Source organism: Hydrogenophaga sp. T66 (assembly GCF_057219855.1).
Genome location: NZ_JBXVVX010000001.1, coordinates 386,165 through 408,535 on the forward strand (window position 1 = coordinate 386,165; position 22,371 = coordinate 408,535).

Consider the following 22,371-nt stretch of genomic DNA (forward strand, 5'->3'; position numbering starts at 1 on the left):
CCCGTCGACTGCCCCTCCGGAGCCCGCATGAGCGCCCACGATCCGAACTGCATCTTCTGCAAAATCATCGCTGGCCAGATTCCCAGCCGCAAGGTCTATGAGGACGACGACATCCTCGGCTTTCACGACATCCATCCGTGGGCGCCGGTGCATTTCCTGCTCGTTCCCAAGCGCCACATCGCGTCGATGGCCCAGCTCACGCCGGCCGACGAAGCCCTGATGGGCCGGCTGATGGTGCTGGCCCCCCGCCTGGCCGCCGAGCAGGGCTGCAATCCTTATCCCGACGGTGGCTTTCGGCTGGTGTGCAACACCGGCACCGAAGGCGGTCAGGAGGTTCACCACCTTCACGTGCACGTGATGGGGGGCCCGCGCCCCTGGGCCCGAGGCTGAACGCAGCGCGGCCCATTAAGTGAGCCGCGCGACAAAAGCATTACGCCGCCGGTCGGCATGGGCAATCCCGGCGCTGGCCCCGATTGAACCCGGGGCGCATCGTAGAATCCCACCCCACGCGCACAGCGCCGCCCTCACATTCCGGAGATCTCCATGGGTACCTTTTCCATCTGGCACTGGCTGATCGTGCTCCTCATCGTGGTGATGGTGTTCGGCACCAAGAAGCTCAAGAACATCGGCTCCGATCTCGGCGGTGCCGTCAAGGGCTTCAAGGACGGCATGAAGGACGCCAACGGCAACAGCACGGCTGCCGACGCGTCGGCCGCTGCACCGGCGCAAGTGGCGCAGGCCACCGCCGAGAAAACCACGATCGACGTCGAAGCCAAGCAAAAAAGCTGATCCGCCATGCCGTGCGCTGGCACGGCTTCGCCTGACGCCCGCCGCGCCAGGCGCCGCGGGCCGACACGGGCCGATTCATGATTGATCTGGGCATTTCCAAGCTCGCGCTCATCGGCGCCGTGGCGCTCATCGTCATCGGCCCGGAGAAGCTGCCGCGCGTGGCGCGCACCATCGGCGCGCTGCTGGGCAAAGCCCAGCGCTACGTCGCCGACGTCAAGGCCGAAGTCAACCGGTCGATGGATCTGGAAGAGCTTCGCAAAATGAAGGATTCGGTGGAAAACGCCGCTCGCGACGTCGAGTCGTCGGTGCGCGACACCACGCAGGACTTCGAGAAGTCGTGGTCCGACGCCACGGGGGGGCTCGACCTGGACGCGCCCCTGAGCGAGCCGGTCGCCGACACGCCGGTGTATCCCGCTTACCAGCGACCCAAGAAAAACTGGCGCCTCAAGCGTGGGGCCGTGCCGCAGTGGTACAAGGCCCGCGCCGGCGTGCGCACCCGCACCCAGTCTGGCGCCGCCCGGGTGGCGCGATTCCGCCCCCGCTCTCCCTCCGCGCCCCGCTGATGTCCGACCCCAAATCCACCGACGACGAACTCGCGGGCACCGAACAGCCCTTCGTGCAGCACCTCATGGAGCTGCGCGATCGCCTGCTGGCGGGCGTGATCGGACTGGCCGTGTGCATGGCGGCCCTGGCCCTGTGGCCCGGCCCCAGCGGTCTGATTGACCTGATTGCCATCCCGATCAAGGCCCACATGCCGCCCGACGCCAAGTTGATCGCGGTGGGCGTGTTCTCGCCTTTCTTCGTGCCGCTGAAGGTGCTGGCCATGGCGGCGCTGCTGCTGTCGCTGCCGTGGTGGATGTACCAGATCTGGGCCTTTGTGGCGCCCGGCCTGTACAGCCACGAGAAACGCTTTGCCATTCCCTTGATTGTGTTGGGCAGCTTGCTGGCCTATGTCGGCATTGCCTTCGTGCAGTTCTTCGTGCTGGACAAGATGTTCGGCTTCATCCAGAAATTCACGCCCGCCAGCGTCGCCGCCACGCCCGACATCGCGTCCTATGTGGAGGCGATCCTGTCGCTCTACCTCGCCTTCGGCCTGGCCTTCCAGGTGCCGGTGGTGGTGATTCTTCTGGTGAAGATGGGCATGGTGACGGTGCAGAAGCTCAAGGACTTCCGCGGCTACTTCATCGTCATTGCCTTCATCATCGCGGCGGTGGTCACGCCCCCGGACGTGATTTCGCAGCTGGCGCTGGCCATCCCGATGTGCCTGCTCTACGAAATGGGCATCTGGGGCGCGCAGTGGTTTGTGAAGCCGCGCACCGACGGCGCGGCCGACGAAGAAACGGCCTGATCGCCCGCGCGGCGCGGCGCTGATTCAGCGTTCGCGGCGAACGATCGGCTGGCGTCGGGCGGGCACGACGTTGATCTGGGTCGTCCCGTCGCGGCGAACGACATCGAGCGATGCGGCTTCGCCGGGCGTGAGCGCCGCCACGGCCGACAGCAGTTCAGGCACCGTGGTCACTGGCTGACCCCGCACCGCGGTGATCACGTCGCCCGGACGCAGCCCGGCGCGGGCCGCGGGACCGTTTTGCAACACGCCCGTGATGATCACGCCTTGACCCGCCTTCACGCCGAAACTCTCGGCCAGCTCGGGACTCAGGTCTTGCGGCTCCACCCCGATCCAGCCCCGCGTGACCTGTCCGTCCTTGACGATCGACTCCATCACGCTGCGGGCGGTGGACGTGGGGATGGCAAAGCCGATGCCCATCGACCCACCCGAGCGGGAGTAAATGGCGGTGTTGATGCCCATGAGCCGTCCGCCCGCGTCGACCAAGGCACCGCCCGAGTTGCCCGGGTTGATGGCCGCGTCGGTCTGGATGAAGTTCTCGAAGGTGTTGATGCCGAGTTGCGTGCGCCCCAGGGCACTGACGATCCCGCCCGTGACGGTCTGGCCCACGCCGAAAGGGTTGCCGATGGCCAGTACCGGGTCGCCGATCTGCAATTCGTCGGAATTGCCCAGCGTGATCACCGGCAGGTCGGTCAGTTCGATCTTCAGGATCGCCAGGTCGGTCTCGGGGTCGGTGCCGATGACCTTGCCCACCGTCTGGCGGCCGTCGTTGAGCGACACCACGATTTCGTCGGCCTCTTCGACCACGTGGTTGTTGGTGATCACGTAGCCCGCCGGGCTCACGATCACGCCCGAACCCAGGCCGGTCTGCGGCTGGTTTTGTGCCTGATCGCCGAAGAAGAAGCGGAACCACGGGTCGGCGCTGTGCGGGTTGCTCAGCGGCGCCTTGCTGGTGTTGATGCTCACCACCGCCGGTGCGGCCGCCTTGGCGGCGGTGCGGAAGCTGTGGGTGCCGGCTGGCACCTCGCCGCCCGTGCCCGGTGCGGCCTCAAACACCGGCACCACCGACACGCCGGTGCGCGCGCGGCCCAGCCACTGCGGCTGCAGCGTGGCGACGACGAACAGGGCGGCCACCAGCACGGTGACGGTTTGGGCAAACAGGAGCCAGATGCGTTTCATGCGGCGATTGTCCCGCATCCCTGCGCGGTCTTGCCGCCTGTCAGAATCGCCGCATGAGCGAGGCTTCACGCAATGCGCTGGTGCAGGCGGCCGATGAGTGGCTGCAGCCCCAGCTCTTCAAAGACTACGGCCCCAACGGTCTGCAGGTGGAGGGCCGGGAGCGGGTACGCCATGTGGTCAGCGGCGTGACGGCCAGCCGCGCGCTGATCGACGCGGCCATCGCCGACGGCGCCGATGCGGTGGTCGTCCACCACGGTCTTTTCTGGCGCGGTCAGGACGGTCGGGTCACCGGCTGGATGAAGCAGCGCTTGCAGCGCCTGCTCGCCCACGACATCAACCTCATCGCCTACCACCTGCCCTTGGATGCCCACCCCACGCTGGGCAACAACGTCCAGCTCGCCCGTGTGCTCGGCATCGCGCTGGCGGACGGCGAGCGCTTTGGCGATCAGCGGCTCGGCTTTGTCGGCGAACGCGCCATGCCGTCGGCGCACGCGCTGGCCGACGACGTCGCCGCCCGCCTGGGACGCGCGGTCACCGTCGTGGCCGAGCCCACCGACCGACCCGTGCGCCGGATCGGCCTGTGCACGGGCGGGGCCCAGGGGTACTTCGAAGCCGCCATCGCCGTCGGGGTGGACGTGTTCATCACCGGTGAAATCTCCGAGCCCCAGGCCCACTACGCCCGCGAAAGCGGCGTGGCTTTCATCGCTTGCGGCCACCACGCGTCCGAACGCTACGGCGCGCCCGCGCTCGCGCAGGCACTGGCCGACCGCTTTGGCCTCACGCACCGCTTCATCGATGTCCCCAACCCGGCCTGACCCGGCGGCCGTCTCCCGGCCACTGGCCATCACCCTGGGCGATCCGGCCGGCATCGGCCCGGAGATCGTCGCCCGCGCGCTGGTGTTGCGGCCGGACTTGGTGCCGTCGGTCCTGTTGGTCGGACACGCGGCCTCGCTGGTCCGCGCCTGCCGCGACCTGCCCGGTATGCCGGCGATCGAACGCGTAGAGGCCCCCCGGGCCTCCGGCCAGCCCGGGCGGGTGGCCCTGTGGGATGTCGGCGCCGGGGTGGCGCCGCCGGCGTTGGGGCAGGTGTCTGCCCTGGCCGGGCGACTCGCCGCCGACGCTGTGGTGACCGCCGCGACCGCCGCGCTCCAAGGCGCGGTACGGGCGGTTGTCACCGCGCCGCTGCACAAAGAGGCGCTCGCGGCCGCCGGCGTGTCTCATCCGGGCCACACCGAATTGCTGCAAGCGCTGGCGGCGGAGCACGCGGGCGTCCCGGTGACGCACGTGCCGGTGCGCATGATGCTCAGCGCCCCCGGACTGGCCACGGTCCTGGTCAGCATCCACGTGTCCCTTCGGGCGGCGATCGACGCCGTGACCCCGGACAACGTGCTTCAGACGCTGGAAATCGCCCACGCCCATTTCCGCCGCGCCGGCGTGGTCGCGCCCCGGCTCGCGGTGGCTGGGCTTAACCCACACGCGGGCGAGGGCGGGCTGTTCGGGCGGGAAGAGATCGAGCAGATTGCGCCGGCGGTGGCGGCGGCGCGGGCGGCCGGCATCGACGCGTCCGGCCCGCATCCGCCCGACACCGTGTTCATGCGGGCCCGCCAAGGGGCGTTTGACGCGGTGATCGCGATGTATCACGACCAGGGGCTGATCCCGATCAAGCTGTTGGGCGTGGAGCACGGCGTGAACACCACGCTCGGCTTACCCTTCGTGCGCACCAGCCCCGATCACGGGACCGCGTTCGACATCGCGGGTCGCGGTCTGGCCAGCGCGGACAGCTTGCTGGCCGCCATCGACGCGGCCCTGGCGACATCCCGCCCTTGACCCTGGCGCGGGCCTGCCCCGCGGGCGGGTTACTTCTTGAGGCTGTCGCGGATTTCGCGCAGCAGGGCAATGTCCTCGGGTTCCGGCGCTGGTGCCGCCGGCGGCGGCGGCGGGGCCTCGCGCTTGAGGCGGTTGATCTGCTTGATCATCAGGAAAATAATGAAAGCGAGAATGGCGAAGTTCAGGGCCACGGTGAGGAAATTGCCGTAAGCAAACACCGGCACGCCCGCCGCTTTCATGGCCGCCAGCGTGCGGGCCGTGCCTTCGGGTACCGTGGCCAGTGGCACAAACAGGTTGCTGAAGTCCAGTTTGCCGAACACCATGCCCACCACCGGCATGATGATGTCCTCGACCATGGACGTCACGATCTTGCCGAAGGCGCCGCCGATGATCACGCCCACGGCGAGATCGATCACGTTGCCCTTGACGGCAAACTCCTTGAACTCCTGCATCATCCCCATGGAAATCGCCTCCTCGCGTGGTTGGGTGTGACGATTCTCACACACGACAGCGCGCCAAAGCCCCTGACAGACGCCCCGATGCCGCAGTGGGTCACCCGGACAAGCGGGGACCACCGGGAGCGTCCGCTAGAATGTCGGGTTGTCCCCAATACCCGTCTCGTATCTGGAAAGAAACCCATGAGTGAAGCTACCGCCAAACCTGGCAATGGCGCTGTGGACAGCAGCCGCCGCACCTGGCTGATCACGTCCTGCGCCATGGGTGGCGTGGGCGCGGCGGCCGTGGCCGTTCCTTTCGTGAGCACCTTCCAGCCCTCCGAGAAGGCCAAGGCGGCCGGCGCGGCGGTCGAGGTGGACGTGTCGACCATCGCCCCGGGCGAGAAGAAGGTCGTCGAATGGCGCGGCAAGCCGGTGTGGATCATGCGCCGCACCCCCGAGCAGCTGGCTTCCCTGGAAAAGGTGGAGGGTCAGCTGGCCGATCCCAACTCCGACCGCACCGCCGTGCCGACGCCGGAGTACGCCAAGAACCGCCATCGCTCCATCAAGCCCGAGTTCCTGGTCACGGTGGGCATCTGCACGCATCTGGGCTGCTCCCCGGCCGACAAACTCACCCCCGGCCCGCAGCCCTCGCTGCCGGATGACTGGCAGGGCGGTTTCCTGTGCGCCTGCCACGGTTCGACCTTCGACGTCGCCGGCCGCGTCTTCAAGAACAAGCCTGCACCCGACAACCTCGAGGTGCCGCCCCACCAGTTCCTCTCCGACAACATCCTGCTCGTCGGCGAAGACAAGGCGGCCTGAGCGCCCGCCCGCCCCGATTCACGCTTTCGGACATAGAGGCACCCCATGGCTGAATTCAAAGAGATCTCCCCCGACGCGCCGATGAGCGCGAAGGCGCTGAACTGGATCGACAACCGGTTCCCGCTGTCCAAGCTCTACAACGAGCACCTGGCCGAGTACTACGCGCCCAAGAACTTCAACTTCTGGTACTTCTTCGGCTCGCTCGCGCTGCTCGTGCTCGTGATCCAGATCGTCACCGGCATCTTTCTGGTGATGCACTACAAGCCCGACGCGAACCTCGCCTTCGCCTCGGTCGAGTACATCATGCGTGACGTGCCGTGGGGCTGGCTCATCCGCTACATGCACTCCACCGGCGCCTCGGCGTTCTTCGTGGTGGTCTACCTTCACATGTTCCGCGGCCTGATCTACGGCAGCTACCGCAAGCCGCGTGAGTTGGTGTGGGTGTTCGGTTGCGCCATCTTCCTGTGCCTGATGGCCGAGGCTTTCATGGGCTATCTGCTGCCCTGGGGCCAGATGTCCTACTGGGGCGCCCAGGTGATCGTGAACCTGTTCTCTGCGATCCCGTTCGTTGGCCCTGACCTCGCCCTGCTGATCCGCGGTGACTTCGTGGTCGGCGATGCCACCCTGAACCGCTTCTTCAGCTTCCACGTGATCGCCGTGCCGCTGGTGCTGCTCGGTCTGGTGGTGGCCCACATCATTGCGCTGCACGAAGTGGGCTCGAACAACCCCGATGGCGTGGAGATCAAGGCCAACAAGGACGCCAGCGGCAAGCCCGTGGACGGCATCCCCTTCCACCCGTACTACACCGTGCACGACATCCTGGGCGTGTCGGTCTTCCTGATGATCTTCTCGGCCGTGGTGTTCTTCGCACCCGAGTTCGGTGGCTACTTCCTGGAATACAACAACTTCATCCCGGCCGACCCGCTGACGACGCCGCTGCACATTGCGCCGGTGTGGTACTTCACGCCCTTCTATTCGATGCTGCGTGCGATCACCGCCGAGATGATGTACGTGCTCGTGGCGTGCGTGGTGCTGGGTGCGCTGCTGGGTGTGCTCAAGGCGCAGATCGCCGCTGCCCTGAAGGGCGCGATCGTGATCGGTGCGGTGGCCCTGAGCGCCGCCATGCTCTCCATCGACGCCAAGTTCTGGGGCGTCGTGGTGATGGGCGCTGCCGTGATCATCCTGTTCTTCCTGCCGTGGCTGGACAACAGCCCGGTCAAGTCGATCCGCTACCGCCCGACGTGGAACAAGTGGCTCTACGGCGTGTTCGTGGTCAACTTCCTCGTGCTCGGCTACCTCGGCGTCCTGCCGCCGTCGCCGATCGGCGAGCGTGTGTCTCAGGTGGGTACCCTGTTCTACTTCGGCTTCTTCCTGCTGATGCCGTGGTGGAGCCGCCTGGGCGAGTTCAAGCCCGTGCCCAGCCGCGTGACCTTCCAGCCGCACTGAACGCCCGCGAGATTCGGAGAACCCTGACATGAAAAAAATCCTTCTGGGCCTCGCGCTGTCGCTGGGACTGGCAAGCGCCGCTTTGGCCGCTGGTGGCGGCATCCCGCTTGACAAGGCGCCCAAGCGCACGAACGACATGGCCGCCCTGCAAAACGGTGCCAAGCTGTTTGTCAACTACTGCCTTGGCTGCCACTCGGCCGCCTTCATGCGCTACAACCGCCTGCGTGACATCGGCCTAAACGACAAGCAGATCGCCGAGAACCTGACCTTCACCACCGACAAGATCGGCGACACCATGAAGGCGTCGATCAACCCGAACGAAGCCAAGGCCTGGTTCGGCAAGAACCCGCCGGACCTCACCCTGGTGGCGCGTTCCAAGTCGAGCCGCGAAGGCCCGGGCGTGGACTACCTCTACACCCTGCTGCGCACCTACTACCGTGACGACACGAAGCCCACGGGCTGGAACAACAAGGCTTACCCCAACATCGGCATGCCGCACCCGCTGTGGGAGCTGCAGGGTGAGCGCCGTCCGGTGTACGAAAAGGTGATGAGCCACGGCAAGGAAGTCGAGGTCCTCAAGGGCTGGGAGCAAGTCAAGCCCGGCACCATGACCCCGGCCGAGTACGACCAGAACGTCGGTGACCTCGTCGCCTACCTGCAGTGGATGGCCGAGCCGGCCCAAAACAGCCGCATCCGTATCGGGGTGTGGGTGATGATCTTCCTGGCCGCGTTCACCGTGGTGGCCTGGCGTCTCAACGCCGCTTTCTGGAAAGACATCAAGTAATCCGGTCCCGTGGCGCCCGTCGGGCGCCGCGCCCGAACGCAGTGGTTTGCCGTGCCCGCTGGGCACTCCTGCAAACCACTGTTTTTTGCTTTAAGGAGACTGCGCCATGATGGTCCTGTACTCGGGCACGACCTGCCCCTTTTCCCACCGCTGCCGCTTTGTCCTGTTCGAAAAGGGCATGGACTTCGAGATCCGCGATGTGGATCTGTACAACAAGCCCGAAGACATCAGCGTGATGAACCCGTACGGGCAGGTGCCGATCCTGGTGGAGCGTGATCTCATCCTCTACGAGTCGAACATCATCAACGAGTACATCGACGAGCGCTTCCCGCACCCGCAACTGATGCCGGGCGATCCGGTTGATCGCGCCCGCGTGCGCCTGTTCCTGCTGAACTTCGAGAAAGAGCTCTTCACGCACGTGTCGACCCTCGAATCCCGCGCGACCAAGGGCAACGAGAAGGCGATGGAAAAGGCCCGCACGCACATCCGCGATCGGCTCACGCAACTGGCGCCCGTGTTCATGAAGAACAAGTTCATGCTGGGCGACAACTTCTCTATGCTGGATGTGGCGATCGCGCCGCTGCTGTGGCGCCTCGATTTCTACGGCATCGAGCTCAGCAAGAACGCCGCGCCGCTGCTCAAGTACGCCGAGCGGATCTTCTCGCGCCCGGCCTACATCGAAGCGCTGACGCCGTCTGAAAAGGTGATGCGCAAGTGACGCCGCGCTGACGCGAGCCGCCGAACCCACCGCACCCTCGCATGAACGCCGCTGACGCGCCCATCCCGTCCACCCGCCCGTATCTCATCCGCGCGCTGCACGAATGGTGCGCCGACAACGGCTTTTCGCCCTACATCGCGGTGCACGTGGATGCGTCGGTACAGGTGCCGGCGGAGTTTGTGAAGAACGGTGAGATCGTGCTCAACGTCAGCATGGACGCCACCAGCGGCCTGCGACTGGGCAACGAGTTCATCGAGTTCAAGGCGCGCTTTGGGGGCGTGGCGCGCGACATCATCGTGCCAGTCACCCACGTGATCGCCATCTACGCGCGCGAGAACGGCCAGGGAATGGCCTTCCCGGCGCCGGCGCCGGTCGCCGCTGTCCCGGTGTCTGCGCCGCGGACGCCGCCAGAGCCGTCGCGGCCGCCGCTGCAGGCCGTGCCCTCCGACGCCGGAGACGAACCACCCCCCGAGCCGCCCAACGGCACGGGGCGGCCGGGTGGCCGACCGCAACTCAAGCGGGTCAAGTGACGTCCTAGAATCTCAGGTTCCGGCGCCGCTTTAGCTCAGCTGGTAGAGCAATCGCCTTGTAAGCGATAGGTCGTCTGTTCGATCCAGACAAGCGGCACCACCCTTTATCGCCCGTGGGTGGGCGTTTGGACTTTGAGGCGGATTGCGCTAACCTGCGCACCCCGCTGAGCGAGTGCCTGAACGAATGTGGGCAGCAGTTGTCTCAGCTTCGCCGAGGCAGCGGCGCTGCGCACCAGCAGGCACCACTCGTTGCCGTCCAGCGGCCCGGCGGTCACCTGCGTGCGCAGTGGCGCGGGCATGAGGGGCTGGATCTGTTCCAGGCACCACTGCGAGGCGCGCAGGCGCTCCTGCAGCGCGGCCAGCGGCGCAGCGGCATCGACCGCTTGCTCGAGGCTGAAAACGCGGCGCGGTGAGGAAGGCAGAGCCATGTGACAGACCGCGAGAGCGGCCGCAGTTCAAAGGATCGACGGGTGCACATCATTATCACGGACGCCTGGATGGCGAAGCGCCAAGCGCTGCACCTCAGCGGCTGGAAGCTGCTGGGCGCGGGCGTGATGGCGTCCGTGTTGCTGATGCTGGGTTCGATCACGATCTACCACTGGGTGTTTTTGGAGGGCGTTCGCCAAGGCTGGCCCGGTTTTGCGTCGGTGGCGCGACTGATCCACCAGAACACCGCAGGCGAGCGGGATGCCTACCTCCGCGCCAACCTCGACGCCATGGCCCGCAAGCTCGGCGAATTGCAGGCCCGCATGGTGCAGCTGGACGCCCTCGGCCAGCGTGTCGCCGGACTCGCCGGCCTCAACCCGGCCGAGGTGAAGGCGCCCCCGGGTGCCGGCGGCACCTTGATCGCTCCGCGGAACATCGGTCTGGAAGAGCTCAGTGGTGCGCTGGATCGGTTCGACCACACCGCGGGCAGCCAGGTCGACTGGTTGATGGCGGCCGAGTCCCGCCTGTTCGACCTTCGCATCCAGCAATCCATGGTGCCGACGGCCAATCCGGTGCCCAGCGTGGACAAGGGCTCGCCCTTCGGGTGGCGCATCGATCCGATCACCGGCCAGTCGGCCATGCACACCGGACTGGACTTTCCGGGCGAGGTCGGCACGCCGATCTATGCCGCCGCGGGTGGCGTGGTGATCGCGCAGGAGTACCACGCGGCCTACGGCAACCTGATCGATATCGACCACGGCAACCAGCTGGTCACCCGCTATGCGCACGCGTCGAAGGTCCACGTGAAGGCAGGTGATCTGGTCAAGCGCGGCCAGCTGATCGCCGAGATCGGCTCCACCGGCCGTTCCACCGGCCCGCACCTGCATTTCGAGGTTCTGGTGGCGGGTATCCCGCAGGACCCCCAGAAGTTTCTGGCGGCCGGCGACACCGTGCGGCAAGCCCAGGCACAGGCACCGCCCAAGCGCCCCTGAGCAGTGGCCCTCGGCCGCTAAAATCGCCGCTTCGCCCGGTGTGGCCGACAGCCTGTGATCAGGCCGTCAACCCGCCGGGATCCGATCCCTCCCCCAGCGCTTAGCGCCCCGCCCGTCGCGGGTGCCGCGGGCCCCGAATCCATGGCCACGAATTTCCTCACCAAGCTGTTTGGCAGCCGCAACGATCGCCTGCTGAAGCAGTACCGCAAGACGGTGGAGCGCATCAACGCGCTGGAGCCCCAGTTCGAGAAACTGTCGGACGACGAGCTCCGCGGCAAGACCGCGGTGTTCAAGCAACGGATCGCCGACGGCGAAGCCCTTGACGCGTTGCTGCCCGAAGCCTTCGCGGTGGTCCGCGAGGCCAGCAAGCGGGTGATGAAGATGCGTCACTTCGACGTGCAGATGATCGGTGGCCTGGCCCTTCACCAAGGCAAGGTGGCCGAGATGCGCACCGGCGAGGGCAAGACGCTCACCGCCACGCTGCCCGTGTACCTCAACGCCCTGACCGGCAAGGGCGTTCACGTCGTCACGGTGAACGACTACCTGGCTTCCCGCGACGCGCAGTGGATGGGTCGCCTGTACGGCTTTCTCGGCCTGACCGTGGGCATCAACCTGCCGCAGATGCCGCGCGAGGACAAGCAGGCCGCCTACGCCGCCGACATCACCTACGGCACGAACAACGAGTACGGCTTCGACTACTTGCGCGACAACATGGTCTACGAGTCGGCCGATCGCGTGCAGCGCGGGTTGAACTACGCCATCGTGGACGAGGTGGACTCGATCCTGATCGACGAGGCGCGCACGCCCCTGATCATCAGCGGTCAGGCCGAGGACCAGACGCCGATGTATGTGGCGATCAACCGCTTGGTGCCGCACCTCACCCGACAGGAGGGCGAGGCCGACCCGCGCACCGGCGAAGGCGTGATCAAGCCCGGCGACTTCACCGTCGATGAAAAGGCGCACAGCATCCACCTGACCGAACAGGGCCATGAAAACGCCGAGCGTCTGTTGAGCCAGGCGGGTCTGCTTCCCGAGGGCGCTTCGCTGTATGACCCGGCCAACATCTCGCTGCTGCACCACCTGGTCACGTCGCTCAAGGCCCATCATCTCTACCACCGCGACCAGCATTACGTGAACCAGGGCGGCGAGATCATCATCGTCGACGAGTTCACCGGCCGCTTGATGGCGGGTCGCCGCTGGAGCGACGGCCTGCACCAGGCCGTGGAGGCGAAAGAGGGTGTGGCCATCCAGCCGGAGAACCAGACGCTGGCGTCGATCACCTTCCAGAACTACTTCCGCCTGTACGGCAAGCTCGCCGGTATGACGGGCACCGCAGACACCGAGGCCTACGAATTCCAGGAAATTTATGGCCTGGAAACGGTGGTCATTCCGCCGAACCGCCCGAGCAAGCGAGACGACCAGCTCGACCGGGTCTACAAGACGACCGCCGAAAAATACCAGGCCGCCATCGCCGACATCCGGGAGTGCCACGAGCGAGGCCAGCCGGTGCTCGTGGGCACGTCGTCGATCGAAAACTCGGAGATCATTTCCCAGCTGCTGCGCGAGGCCAAGCTGCCGCACGAGGTGCTCAACGCCAAACAGCATGCGCGGGAAGCCGACATCATCGTGCAGGCGGGACGGCCGGGCGCGATCACGATCGCCACCAACATGGCTGGCCGCGGTACCGACATCGTGCTGGGCGGCAACCTGGAAAAGATGACGGCTGCGATCGAGGCCGACGACAGCCTGCCGGAGGCGGCCCGCGCTGCGCGGGTGGAGCAGCTGCGCGCGCAGTGGCAGGCCGACCACGACAAGGTGAAGAGCCTGGGCGGGCTGCGCATCATCGCCACCGAGCGCCACGAGTCGCGCCGCATCGACAACCAGCTGCGCGGCCGTTCGGGCCGCCAGGGCGACCCCGGTTCGTCGCGCTTCTACCTGTCGCTGGACGATCCGCTGATGCGCATCTTCGCGGGCGACCGCGTGCGCGCCATCATGGACCGGCTGAAGATGCCGGAAGGCGAGGCCATCGAGGCCGGCATCGTGACCCGCAGCATCGAGAGTGCCCAGCGCAAGGTCGAGGCCCGCAACTTCGACGTGCGCAAGCAGCTGCTCGAGTACGACGATGTGGCCAACGACCAGCGCAAGGTGATCTACCAGCAGCGCAACGAGATCCTGGACGCCACGACGCTGCGCGAGCAGATCGACGCGCTGCGCGACGGCTGCTTCGCCGATCTGGTGCACGCCCATGTGCCGCCGGGCAGCGTGGAGGAGCAGTGGGACTTGCCGGCGCTGGAGAAGTCCTTGCGCGAAGAGTGGGGCGTTGACGTGCCGGTCACCCAGTGGGTGAGCGAGGCCGACGAGATGGACCCCGAGGAGATCGTCGCCCGCGTGCAAGCGGCGGCCAAGGCCGCGTTTGATGCCAAGGTCGCGCTCGTGGGTGAGCAGAGCTTCACCTCGTTTGAGCGGGTGGTGCTGTTGCAAACCATCGACGCCCAATGGCGCGAGCACATCGCCGCGCTGGATTACCTGCGCCAAGGCATTCACCTGCGTGGCTACGCCCAGAAGCAACCGAAGCAGGAATACAAGCGCGAGGCGTTCACCTTGTTTGCGCAGTTGCTCGACACCGTGAAGAACGACGTGACGCGTCTCCTGATGAACGTGCGCGTGCAGTCGGCCGAGCAGATCGAGCAGGCGGCCGAGCAGCTCGAAGAGAAGGCGGAGTCGATCAGCAACGTGACCTACACCGCGCCCACCGAAACCGGCGAGCCGGAAGTCACCGCCGATCCCGCCACGGCGCGGGCGGACGTGCCCCGGGTGGGGCGCAACGAACCGTGCCCGTGTGGCAGCGGCAAGAAGTACAAGCACTGCCACGGCAAGCTCGACTGAGCCCCCGTCCCTGACCGGCCGCCACGCGGCGTGGCGGCGCTTTTCCGGAGTCCCCATGCCCGTTCACCTGTCCATTCCCGATGCGGCGTCGCTTGCTGCGGTGCGCGGCGTGCGCATCGGCGTTGCCGAGGCTGGCATTCGCAAGGCCGCCCGCAAAGACCTCACGGTGTTTCTCCTCGACGAGGGTTGCGCCGTGGGCGCTGTGTTCACGCGCAACCGTTATGCGGCCGCTCCGGTGCAGGTGTGCCGCGAGCATCTGGCGAGCGGGCAGGGTGTACGGGCGCTGGTGATCAACACGGGCAATGCCAATGCCGGCACTGGCGAAAGCGGCCTGACCCACGCACGCCAGACCTGTGCCGCGCTGGGCCGCAGCCTGGGCGTCAACCACGAACAAATCCTGCCGTTTTCCACCGGCGTGATCATGGAGCCGCTGCCCATGGACCGTTTGCTGGCTGGCCTGCCCGCTGCGCTGGCCCACGCCGCCGGCGCCGGCAGCGACAGCGGCGCGGCCTGGCTGACCGCCGCCCAGGGCATCATGACCACCGACACGCTGCCCAAGGCGGCCAGCCGGCGTTTTGTGGTCGACGGGCAGGCGATCGCCGCCACCGGCATCGCCAAGGGCGCCGGCATGATCCGGCCGAACATGGCCACCATGCTGGGCTTCCTCGCCACCGACGCTGCGGTGGCCCCGGATCTGATGGACGCGCTGGCCCGTCGCCTGGCGGACGTGTCGTTCAACCGGATCACCGTCGATGGCGACACCAGCACCAACGACTCCTTCGTCGTGATCGCCACCGGCCGCGCCGGCCACGCGCCGATCACCGACCTCGACAGCCCGGCCGGCCACGCGCTCATCGCCGGTCTGGCCCCGTTGGCCCGCGAACTGGCCCACGCGATCGTGCGCGATGGCGAAGGCGCCACCAAGTTCATCAGCATCCGGGTCGAGGGCGGCCGCGACAGCGCCGAGTGCCTCAAGGCCGCGTATGCCGTGGCCCACTCGCCGCTTGTCAAGACCGCTTTCTTCGCCAGCGATCCCAACCTCGGGCGCATCCTGGCCGCGGTCGGCTATGCGGGCATCGACGACCTGGACGTGGGGGGTATCGATCTCTGGCTCGGCGATGTGCACGTGGTGACGCGCGGCGGTCGTCACCCCGACTACCGCGAGGCCGACGGCGCTGCGGCCATGAAGCCGGCAGAGATCGACGTGCGCATCGGGCTGGGCCGCGGCAGCGCGGCCGAGACGGTGTGGACGTGCGACTTCAGCCACGATTACGTGACCATCAACGCCGATTACCGTTCATGAACCCGTCGTTCGAGCGCCTGCTGGCGCGCGCCGAGGCCCTCATCGACCGTATCGAGGCGGTGCTGCCAAGCCCGCTGGGCGAACCCGACTGGGGCGCCTCTGTGGCCTTCCGCTACCGCAAGCGCAGCAGCGGCCATGGTGCGCTTGAGCCGGTGCGTCATGTGGCGGCCGTGGCCCTGGCCGACCTGCAGGAAATCGACGGCCAGAAGGAGCGCATCCAGCGCAACACCGAGCAGTTCGTGCGAGGGTTGCCCGCCAACAACGTGCTGCTCACCGGCGCGCGTGGCACCGGCAAGAGTTCGCTGGTGAAGGCCTGCCTGAACGCCTATGCGTCTCAAGGCCTGCGGCTGATCGAGGTGGACAAGGCCGACCTGGTGGACTTGCCCGACATCGTGGACGTGGTGGCGGCCCGTCCGGAGAAATTCATCGTTTATTGCGACGATCTCAGCTTTGAAGATGGCGAGCCCGGGTACAAGGCGCTCAAGTCGATCCTCGATGGCTCGGTGTCCGCCGCCAGCGCCAACGTGCTCATCTACGCCACGAGCAACCGCCGCCACCTGCTGCCGGAGTACATGAAGGAAAACCTCACGTACACCCACACGGCCGATGGCGAGGTGCACCCGGGCGAGGGCGTGGAGGAGAAGATCTCGCTGTCCGAGCGCTTCGGGTTGTGGATCAGCTTCTATCCGTTCAGCCAGGACGAATACCTCGCCATCGTGGCGCAATGGCTGCGCGCGTTCGGCGTGCCGCCAGCGGCGGTCGAGGCGGCGCGTCCAAAAGCGCTGGTCTGGGCGCTGGAGCGCGGTTCGCGCAGTGGCCGGGTGGCGTATCAGTTTGCCCGCGACTTCGCTGGCGCCCACGCCGCATGAGCACCGGCAGCTTGCTGGTGGTGGATGCGCCGGGCGGCGAGCCGAGGGCCGAGCGTCCGGTGACTGACGTGGCGGTGGGTATCCTCATCGACCCCGACGGGCGTTTCCTGCTGACCTCGCGCCCGACGGGCAAGGTGTATGCCGGTTTCTGGGAGTTTCCCGGCGGCAAACTGGAGGCGGGGGAATCGGTGGAGCAGGCCCTGCGCCGGGAGCTGCAGGAAGAGATTGGCGTGACCATCGGCGCGGCCCACGCGTGGCGTGAACAACTGGTTGACTACCCGCACGCCCTGGTGCGCCTTCATTTCTGCAAGGTGTTTGACTGGACCGGCGGCTTGCAGATGCACGAAGGCCAACAGGCCCGCTGGGAGCGCTTGCCGGTGGGCTGCGAGCCGGTGTTGCCGGGCACGGTGCCCGTGCTGGCGTGGTTGGCCGAGGAAGCGGCCGCCCGCTGAGGCAGTCAGCCGATTGGCCCGTAGTGGCCCGGGTCGGGCGCGTCACGCTGGGGCAGGGCAAACTGCTCGCTCGCCCAGGCGCCAAAGTCGATCTGGCGGCAGCGCTCGCTGCAGAACGGGCGGTGCGGATTGTCGGGCGCGTACAGGCTGTCGCCACCACAGCGCGGGCAGCGCACCACACGGTGGGGGTGTGGCGACGGCGTCATGCGCACAGGGCCAGCTCAAAGCTGGCGTCGTCGTGGCTGGGTTGCAGGCGCCCGTCGTCGCCTTGGCGCATCAGGCGGACCGAGAACATCAGGCGGTTGCCGCTGATCTCCGGGATCAGGCCGGCTGAAGCGTCCACCCGCACGCGCAGCAGCTGGAACGTGCGACCTTGCGGCAGGTTCTGCTGGTACTGACCGCCCGGTGCCACCACCTTTTGCGGTGCGCCGCCGTCGCGCATGAGCCGCAGCAGGAGTCCGATGCTGTCGGCCAGCGGTGCCAGCGCCTGCGCCCAGCCCACCAGATCGACCCGGCGCAGGTCGGCACTCCGGTGTTGCCAGTGGTAGTAGGCTGGCAGATCGAACTCGCAGGTGCCGCCCGGAATGCCGATGCGGCTGCGGATCGCCATCAGCCAGTCGTTGTCGGTCAGCGATTGCCCCGTCTTGCCGGCGAGGCCGGTCAGGCGGGCGAAATCATCGTCGATCTGCGCAATCACCTCGTCCAGCGCCTTTTCGGAGATCGCCGGATTGCCCCGGTAGCCATTGAGCACCTGCTTGTGGCGATCCAGGTCCTTCAGGACGTCTGACTTCATGTCGGCGCGGGAGGCGACGTCCATGATCTCGAAGATCGTCTGGATGGCGAAATGGTGGTCCAGCGCGTGATCGCGCGGCATCAGCTCGGCCAGTCGGCGAAACAGGTGTTCCAGCCGGAGGTAGGTGCGGATGCGTTCGTTGAAAGGGTATTCGTAGAGGATCACGGGCGCGGCGCGGGGCTTCGATCCACAGGGGCGCCCATCATAGCCCGAAGCGTTGGGCCAGCCGCTGCGCCTGGGCCCGGAGGGGATCGATCGACTCCCCTTCATTGACCACCACAACGTCGGCGATGGCCCGCCGCTGCGCCCGGCTGGCTTGCTGGGCCATCACGGCGTCGACCGCGGGCGCCGACCATCCGTTGCGCGCCATCACGCGACGGCGTTGCGTGGCCTCTTCGCAGTCCACCACCACCACGCGATCAAGCCGGGCGGACCAACGGCCCGCCGACTCCGCGAGCAGCGGGATGTCCAACACCACGCATCGGCTGCGGGCCGCGCGGACGGCGTCATCGATGGCTCGACCCACCAGCGGATGCACGATCGCTTCGAGCGCCCGTCGCGCATCGGGCTGGGCGAATGCCAGCGCGCGCATGCGGTCGCGGTCGAGCGCGCCCTCCGGCGTCAAGACATCTGCACCAAAGCGCGCCTCGATCGCCGGCATGGCCGCTCCCCCGGGCGCGGTGCAGGCCCGTGCCAACGCATCCGCGTCGATGACGTCGGCACCCGCGCCCTGGAGCAGGCGCGCCAGCGTGCTCTTGCCGCTGCCGATACCCCCAGTGAGCCCAATACGCCAGCGCGTCACAGACCCACCGCGGCGAGGATCGCGCCCGGGCCAAACACCATGGCGGTGAGGCCGCCGAGGGCGAGGAACGGGCCGAACGGCACATAACCCCCTTCGCGCAGTTCACCACGGAACTTGATGGCGATACCAACCACGGCACCAATCACTGAAGCCATCAGGATGATCGGCACCAGCGCCTGCCAGCCGAACCAGGCGCCGAAGGCGGCGAACAGCTTGAAATCGCCGTAACCCATGCCCTCTTTGCCGGTGATCAGCTTGAAGGCCCAGTACACGCTCCACAACGACAGATAGCCGGCAGCCGCACCCCACACAGCGTCGTCCAGACGCACACCAGTGATCCCCAGCGCACCGCCCAGCAATCCGGCCCACAGCAAAGGCAAGGTGAGATCGTCGGGCAGCAGCGTGGTGTCCCAATCGATCGCGGCCAGAGCGAGTACCACCGCGGCGAACCCGCACCACGACAGCGCTACCAGGCTCAGGCCCCACCGCCAGCCGCACCACGCAAAGAAAGCGCCGGTGACCAACTCAACCACCGGGTAGCGCACGCCAATGGCCGCGCCGCAGGCGCTGCACCGGCCCCGCAGCGCGAGGAAGCTCAGCACCGGGATGTTTTCGAACCAGCGGATGCGGTGCCCGCAGTGGGGACACCGCGAGCGAGGCACCACCAGGTTGAAGCGCTCGGCCGCTGGCGCTTCAGCGCCCTGCATCTCGGCGCACTCGGCGGCCCATTGCCGCTCCATCATGCGCGGCAGCCGGTGAATGACGACGTTGAGAAAGCTGCCCACCAAAAGGCCGAGCACCCCCAGCAGCGCCACCGCCGGCGCCCCAGCGAGTTCCGCGACCATCAAACCACCTGACCGAGCTTGAAGATCGGCAGGTACATCGACACCACGATGCCACCGATGATGGTGCCCAACACGACGATGATGATCGGCTCCATCAGGCTGGAAAGGCCGGCGACCATGTCATCAACCTCGGCCTCGTAAAAGTCGGCCGCCTTGCCGAGCATGTGGTCGATGGACCCGGACTCTTCGCCAATCGCGCACATCTGAAGCACCATCGACGGAAAGATGTTCGCGTTCGTCATGGCCATGGTCAGGCTGGTGCCGGTGGACACCTCAGCCTGGATCTTCTCGGTCGCCAGGGCGTAGACCGAATTGCCCGACGCGCCACCCACGGAATCCAGCGCTTCCACGAGGGGCACGCCAGCACCGAACATGGTGGCCAGCGTCCGGGTCCAGCGCGCGATCACCGATTTCTCCACCAGGGGCCCAAAGACGGGCATCTTCAGCATCATGCGGTCCATGAACTGCTGGACCTTCTCACTGCGTCGCCAGGCCTGGAAGAAGAAGTAGAAACCACCACCCAGTCCGCCGAAGATCAGCCACCACCATTTCACGAAGAACTCGCTCATGCCGATGACGAACAGCGTCGGCGCGGGCAGATCGGCGCCGAAGGAGGTGAACACTTCCTTGAACGCCGGAATCACGAAGATCATGATCACCGCCACCACCACGAACGCAACGATGATCACCGACGTCGGGTACATGAGCGCCGACTTGATCTTCGACTTGATCGCCTCGGTCTTCTCCATGTAGACCGCGAGCCGGTCGAGCAGGTCTTCCAGAATACCGGCGGCTTCACCGGCTTCCACGAGGTTGCAGTACAGGTTGTCGAAATACAGGGGGTGCTTGCGGAAGGCAGCGCTAAGCGACGTGCCGGTTTCGACGTCGGAGCGGATGTCGTTGAGCAGCTTGGTGACGCTGGGATTGGCGTTGCCGCGGCCCACGATGTCGAAGGACTGCAGCAGCGGCACACCCGCCTTCATCATGGTCGCCATCTGACGGGTGAACAGCGCAATGTCCTTCGGCTTGATGCGTTTGGCCGACGACATCTTCCGTTTTTTGATTTTCGAAGGGATCACCCCCTGGCGCCGAAGCATGGCCAGCACCTGGTTCTCTCCGCCCGCGCGCGTCTCGCCCCGCACCGGCTTGCCGTTGCGGTCCTTGCCTTCCCATTCGAAGACGAAATCTTTGGTGGGTTTGGTCGTCGCCGCCGTCGCCATGGCTGTCCCTCAGTGGTGATGCCGCCCGGGCACCGTCATTCGTTGGTCACGCTGAGCACCTCGTCCAGCGAGGTCATGCCCTGCTTGACCTTGAGCAGGCCCGATTCGCGCAGGGTGCGCACGCCTTCCTTGCTGGCCTGCTGTGCAATGTCCAGCGCACTGCCGCCGCGCAGGATGATCCGCTGGATCTCCTCGCTGATCGGCATCACCTGGTAGATACCCACCCGGCCTTTGTATCCGTTGTTGCAGGCCGAGCAGCCCACCGGGCGGTAGGGCGTCCAGGTGCCATCCAACTCCTCCGGCTTGTACCCTGCCTCGAGGAGTGCCTTGCGGGGCACATCCAGCGGTGCCTTGCAATTGCCACAGAGGCGGCGTGCCAGGCGCTGCGCGGTGATGAGGATCACGCTCGAGGCAATGTTGAACGTGGGAATCCCCATGTTCATCATCCGCGTGAGCGTGGTTGGCGCGTCGTTGGTGTGCAGCGTGGACAACACGAGGTGGCCCGTCTGGGCCGCCTTGATCGAGATGTCGGCGGTCTCCAAATCGCGAATTTCACCCACCATGATCACGTCGGGATCCTGGCGAAGGAATGCCTTGAGAGCCGACGCGAAAGTCAGCCCGGCCTTCTCGTTCACGTTGACCTGGTTGACGCCGGGCAGGTTGATTTCGGACGGGTCTTCCGCCGTCGAAATGTTCACCCCCGGCTTGTTGAGCAGGTTCAGGCAGGTGTAGAGCGAGACGGTTTTGCCCGAGCCGGTCGGACCGGTCACCAGCACCATGCCGTAAGGCCGGCCGATGGCGTGCAACAGGCGCTCCTTCTCCTCCGGCTCATAACCGAGGGCATCAATGCCCAGTTTCGCACTGCTGGGGTCGAGGATACGGATGACCACCTTTTCGCCGAACAGGGTGGGCAGCGTGCTGACCCGGAAATCAATCACCCGGTCCGGTCCGATCTTGAGCTTCATGCGCCCGTCCTGGGGCACACGCTTCTCAGAAATGTCCATCCGCGAGATGACCTTGATCCGCGAAGCCAGTTTGTCCTTGATGGCGACCGGCGGCGATGCGATCTCGCGCAACTCGCCGTCGATCCGAAAGCGAACGCGGTACTGGTGTTCGTACGGCTCAAAGTGGAGGTCCGACGCGCGCATGTTGAACGCGTCGATCAGCATCTTGTGCAGGAACTTCACCACCGGCGCGTCGTCGACCTCGGTGGCCTTCTCCTGCGTGTCGGCGACGGCCGTTTCTGCGGCAAGGTCGTCGAACTCGACGTCGCCGACGATGTTCTCCATCGCCTCATTGGCCGATGTGTTCTGCGACTCGCACAGCTTGCTCAGCTTGTCGAATTCAGCAATGACCCAGTCGACCCCCATTTGGGTGGCGAACTTGATCTTTTCGGCGGCTTGCTGGTCGGATGGGTCGGCGGTCGCGACGATCAGGCGGTTGTTCCGCTTGCTCAGCACCACGATCCGGAAGTCCGCGCAAATCTTGCTGTCCAGCAGACCCGTGGGGAGTCGCTGAAGATCGACCGCGTCGAGGTCCACCAGCGGCGCGGCGAACGCCACTGACATGGTGTGCGCAAGATCCACCGGCGATACCGCACCCGATCCGGTCAGCTCGGCGATGAAACTGGTGCGACTGCTCTGCGCCTTGCGGTAAAGGTCCTCGGCCGCTTTCTGTCCGAGCTTGCCGGCCGACACCAGGGCACGACCCAGCCCGGGCAGGGCCATGGAGGGGGTATCGTGGGTGGGGGTGTCTACCGAAGCCATAAGGTCGTAATCTAGCGGAAATCAACGACTTGCAGCGCATCATTGACGCGCGTTGTCGTCAAAACGCCGCTCGATGCGACCAGCGCGGCCGCCAGGGTGCCCAGTGGTGACCCGGCCAAGAAAAAAGCCCGCGCATGACATCC

25 protein-coding genes and 1 tRNA gene are annotated in these 22,371 nt (G+C 66.4%); 17 read left to right on the top strand and 9 right to left on the bottom strand.

The genetic code is table 11. The features are described 5' to 3' along the window. Positions 1-27 precede the first annotated feature (27 nt). The 4 genes from AC2D80_RS01810 (at position 28) to tatC (ending at position 2,137) form a co-directional block, all read left to right on the top strand. Positions 28-390: a histidine triad nucleotide-binding protein gene (locus AC2D80_RS01810; protein ID WP_484631269.1), complete on the top strand. Its 363-nt coding sequence runs from the start codon at positions 28-30 to the stop codon at positions 388-390. A gap of 153 nt (positions 391-543) precedes the next feature. Continuing rightward, on the top strand, positions 544-789 hold the full coding sequence (gene tatA, locus AC2D80_RS01815; protein WP_484631270.1) for a Sec-independent protein translocase subunit TatA: 246 nt from the start codon (positions 544-546) through the stop codon (positions 787-789). 77 nt (positions 790-866) lie between these two features. Continuing rightward, the gene (locus tag AC2D80_RS01820) at positions 867-1,352 is read left to right on the top strand and encodes a Sec-independent protein translocase subunit TatA/TatB (RefSeq protein WP_484631271.1); all 486 of its coding nucleotides are present in this window, start codon (positions 867-869) and stop codon (positions 1,350-1,352) included. Next, complete coding sequence (tatC, locus tag AC2D80_RS01825; protein ID WP_484631272.1) at positions 1,352-2,137, top strand: twin-arginine translocase subunit TatC; 786 nt, start codon at positions 1,352-1,354, stop codon at positions 2,135-2,137. The genes AC2D80_RS01820 and tatC overlap by 1 nt, the downstream gene beginning before the upstream one ends. Positions 2,138-2,161: 24 nt before the next feature. Here tatC and AC2D80_RS01830 read toward each other — a convergent pair whose 3' ends face one another. Continuing rightward, complete coding sequence (locus AC2D80_RS01830) at positions 2,162-3,313, bottom strand: S1C family serine protease (RefSeq protein ID WP_484631273.1); 1,152 nt, start codon at positions 3,311-3,313, stop codon at positions 2,162-2,164. A gap of 53 nt (positions 3,314-3,366) precedes the next feature. Between AC2D80_RS01830 and AC2D80_RS01835 the strand changes: the two genes are divergently transcribed. Next, complete coding sequence (locus tag AC2D80_RS01835; RefSeq protein ID WP_484631274.1) at positions 3,367-4,128, top strand: Nif3-like dinuclear metal center hexameric protein; 762 nt, start codon at positions 3,367-3,369, stop codon at positions 4,126-4,128. Continuing rightward, positions 4,109-5,140, top strand: coding sequence for a 4-hydroxythreonine-4-phosphate dehydrogenase PdxA (pdxA, locus tag AC2D80_RS01840; RefSeq protein ID WP_484631275.1), 1,032 nt, complete (start codon positions 4,109-4,111; stop codon positions 5,138-5,140). Before AC2D80_RS01835 ends, pdxA begins: the two co-directional genes overlap by 20 nt. Before the next feature lie 29 nt (positions 5,141-5,169). On the opposite strand, the gene mscL is transcribed toward pdxA, so the two are convergent. Continuing rightward, positions 5,170-5,601 (bottom strand): large conductance mechanosensitive channel protein MscL, encoded by a 432-nt coding sequence (mscL, locus tag AC2D80_RS01845; protein ID WP_484631276.1) that lies wholly within the window; start codon positions 5,599-5,601, stop codon positions 5,170-5,172. A gap of 177 nt (positions 5,602-5,778) precedes the next feature. Here mscL and petA point away from each other — a divergent pair, with 177 nt between their 5' ends. From petA to AC2D80_RS01875, 6 genes are all read left to right on the top strand, one after another. Next, positions 5,779-6,396 (top strand): ubiquinol-cytochrome c reductase iron-sulfur subunit, encoded by a 618-nt coding sequence (gene petA / locus AC2D80_RS01850; protein ID WP_484631277.1) that lies wholly within the window; start codon positions 5,779-5,781, stop codon positions 6,394-6,396. A 45-nt stretch (positions 6,397-6,441) separates the two neighbouring features. Beyond that, complete coding sequence (locus tag AC2D80_RS01855) at positions 6,442-7,842, top strand: cytochrome b (RefSeq protein WP_484631278.1); 1,401 nt, start codon at positions 6,442-6,444, stop codon at positions 7,840-7,842. Positions 7,843-7,870: 28 nt separating this feature from the next. After that, the gene (locus AC2D80_RS01860) at positions 7,871-8,626 is read left to right on the top strand and encodes a cytochrome c1 (protein WP_484631279.1); all 756 of its coding nucleotides are present in this window, start codon (positions 7,871-7,873) and stop codon (positions 8,624-8,626) included. 106 nt (positions 8,627-8,732) lie between these two features. After that, positions 8,733-9,344, top strand: a complete 612-nt coding sequence (locus AC2D80_RS01865; RefSeq protein WP_484631280.1) for a glutathione S-transferase N-terminal domain-containing protein — start codon at positions 8,733-8,735, stop codon at positions 9,342-9,344. Positions 9,345-9,385: 41 nt separating this feature from the next. Then, the gene (locus tag AC2D80_RS01870) at positions 9,386-9,874 is read left to right on the top strand and encodes a ClpXP protease specificity-enhancing factor (RefSeq protein WP_484631281.1); all 489 of its coding nucleotides are present in this window, start codon (positions 9,386-9,388) and stop codon (positions 9,872-9,874) included. Positions 9,875-9,898: 24 nt separating this feature from the next. Then, positions 9,899-9,974: transfer RNA gene (locus tag AC2D80_RS01875), tRNA-Thr, on the top strand. Between the two features lie 4 nt (positions 9,975-9,978). Here the strand turns inward: AC2D80_RS01875 and AC2D80_RS01880 are convergent. Then, positions 9,979-10,302 carry a hypothetical protein gene (locus AC2D80_RS01880; protein ID WP_484631282.1) on the bottom strand — a complete coding sequence of 108 codons (324 nt, stop codon included), beginning with the start codon at positions 10,300-10,302 and terminating at the stop codon, positions 9,979-9,981. Between the two features lie 69 nt (positions 10,303-10,371). On the opposite strand from AC2D80_RS01880, the gene AC2D80_RS01885 reads away from it, so the two are divergent. The 5 genes from AC2D80_RS01885 (at position 10,372) to AC2D80_RS01905 (ending at position 16,802) form a co-directional block, all read left to right on the top strand. Further along, positions 10,372-11,292 (top strand): M23 family metallopeptidase, encoded by a 921-nt coding sequence (locus AC2D80_RS01885; protein ID WP_484631283.1) that lies wholly within the window; start codon positions 10,372-10,374, stop codon positions 11,290-11,292. Positions 11,293-11,433: 141 nt separating this feature from the next. Beyond that, the gene (gene secA, locus AC2D80_RS01890; protein ID WP_484631284.1) at positions 11,434-14,178 is read left to right on the top strand and encodes a preprotein translocase subunit SecA; all 2,745 of its coding nucleotides are present in this window, start codon (positions 11,434-11,436) and stop codon (positions 14,176-14,178) included. 55 nt (positions 14,179-14,233) lie between these two features. Further along, positions 14,234-15,481: a bifunctional glutamate N-acetyltransferase/amino-acid acetyltransferase ArgJ gene (gene argJ, locus AC2D80_RS01895; protein WP_484631285.1), complete on the top strand. Its 1,248-nt coding sequence runs from the start codon at positions 14,234-14,236 to the stop codon at positions 15,479-15,481. Beyond that, positions 15,478-16,350 (top strand): ATP-binding protein, encoded by an 873-nt coding sequence (locus AC2D80_RS01900; RefSeq protein WP_484631286.1) that lies wholly within the window; start codon positions 15,478-15,480, stop codon positions 16,348-16,350. The genes argJ and AC2D80_RS01900 overlap by 4 nt, the downstream gene beginning before the upstream one ends. Then, positions 16,347-16,802: an NUDIX domain-containing protein gene (locus AC2D80_RS01905; protein WP_484631287.1), complete on the top strand. Its 456-nt coding sequence runs from the start codon at positions 16,347-16,349 to the stop codon at positions 16,800-16,802. The genes AC2D80_RS01900 and AC2D80_RS01905 overlap by 4 nt, the downstream gene beginning before the upstream one ends. Before the next feature lie 5 nt (positions 16,803-16,807). Here the strand turns inward: AC2D80_RS01905 and AC2D80_RS01910 are convergent, their stop codons facing one another. Genes AC2D80_RS01910 through pilB form a run of 6 tightly spaced genes read right to left on the bottom strand, consistent with a single transcriptional unit; the run spans position 16,808 to position 22,228 of the window. Beyond that, on the bottom strand, positions 16,808-17,008 hold the full coding sequence (locus AC2D80_RS01910) for a DNA gyrase inhibitor YacG (protein WP_484631288.1): 201 nt from the start codon (positions 17,006-17,008) through the stop codon (positions 16,808-16,810). Then, positions 17,005-17,760, bottom strand: coding sequence for a cell division protein ZapD (gene zapD, locus AC2D80_RS01915; protein ID WP_484631289.1), 756 nt, complete (start codon positions 17,758-17,760; stop codon positions 17,005-17,007). Before zapD ends, AC2D80_RS01910 begins: the two co-directional genes overlap by 4 nt. Positions 17,761-17,797: 37 nt before the next feature. Beyond that, positions 17,798-18,397 carry a dephospho-CoA kinase gene (gene coaE / locus AC2D80_RS01920; RefSeq protein ID WP_484631290.1) on the bottom strand — a complete coding sequence of 200 codons (600 nt, stop codon included), beginning with the start codon at positions 18,395-18,397 and terminating at the stop codon, positions 17,798-17,800. Continuing rightward, positions 18,394-19,242, bottom strand: coding sequence for a prepilin peptidase (locus AC2D80_RS01925; RefSeq protein ID WP_484631291.1), 849 nt, complete (start codon positions 19,240-19,242; stop codon positions 18,394-18,396). The genes coaE and AC2D80_RS01925 overlap by 4 nt, the downstream gene beginning before the upstream one ends. Beyond that, complete coding sequence (locus AC2D80_RS01930; RefSeq protein WP_484631292.1) at positions 19,242-20,462, bottom strand: type II secretion system F family protein; 1,221 nt, start codon at positions 20,460-20,462, stop codon at positions 19,242-19,244. The genes AC2D80_RS01925 and AC2D80_RS01930 overlap by 1 nt, the downstream gene beginning before the upstream one ends. A 35-nt stretch (positions 20,463-20,497) precedes the next feature. After that, positions 20,498-22,228 (bottom strand): type IV-A pilus assembly ATPase PilB, encoded by a 1,731-nt coding sequence (pilB, locus tag AC2D80_RS01935; RefSeq protein ID WP_484631293.1) that lies wholly within the window; start codon positions 22,226-22,228, stop codon positions 20,498-20,500. Between the last annotated feature and the right edge of the window lie 143 nt (positions 22,229-22,371).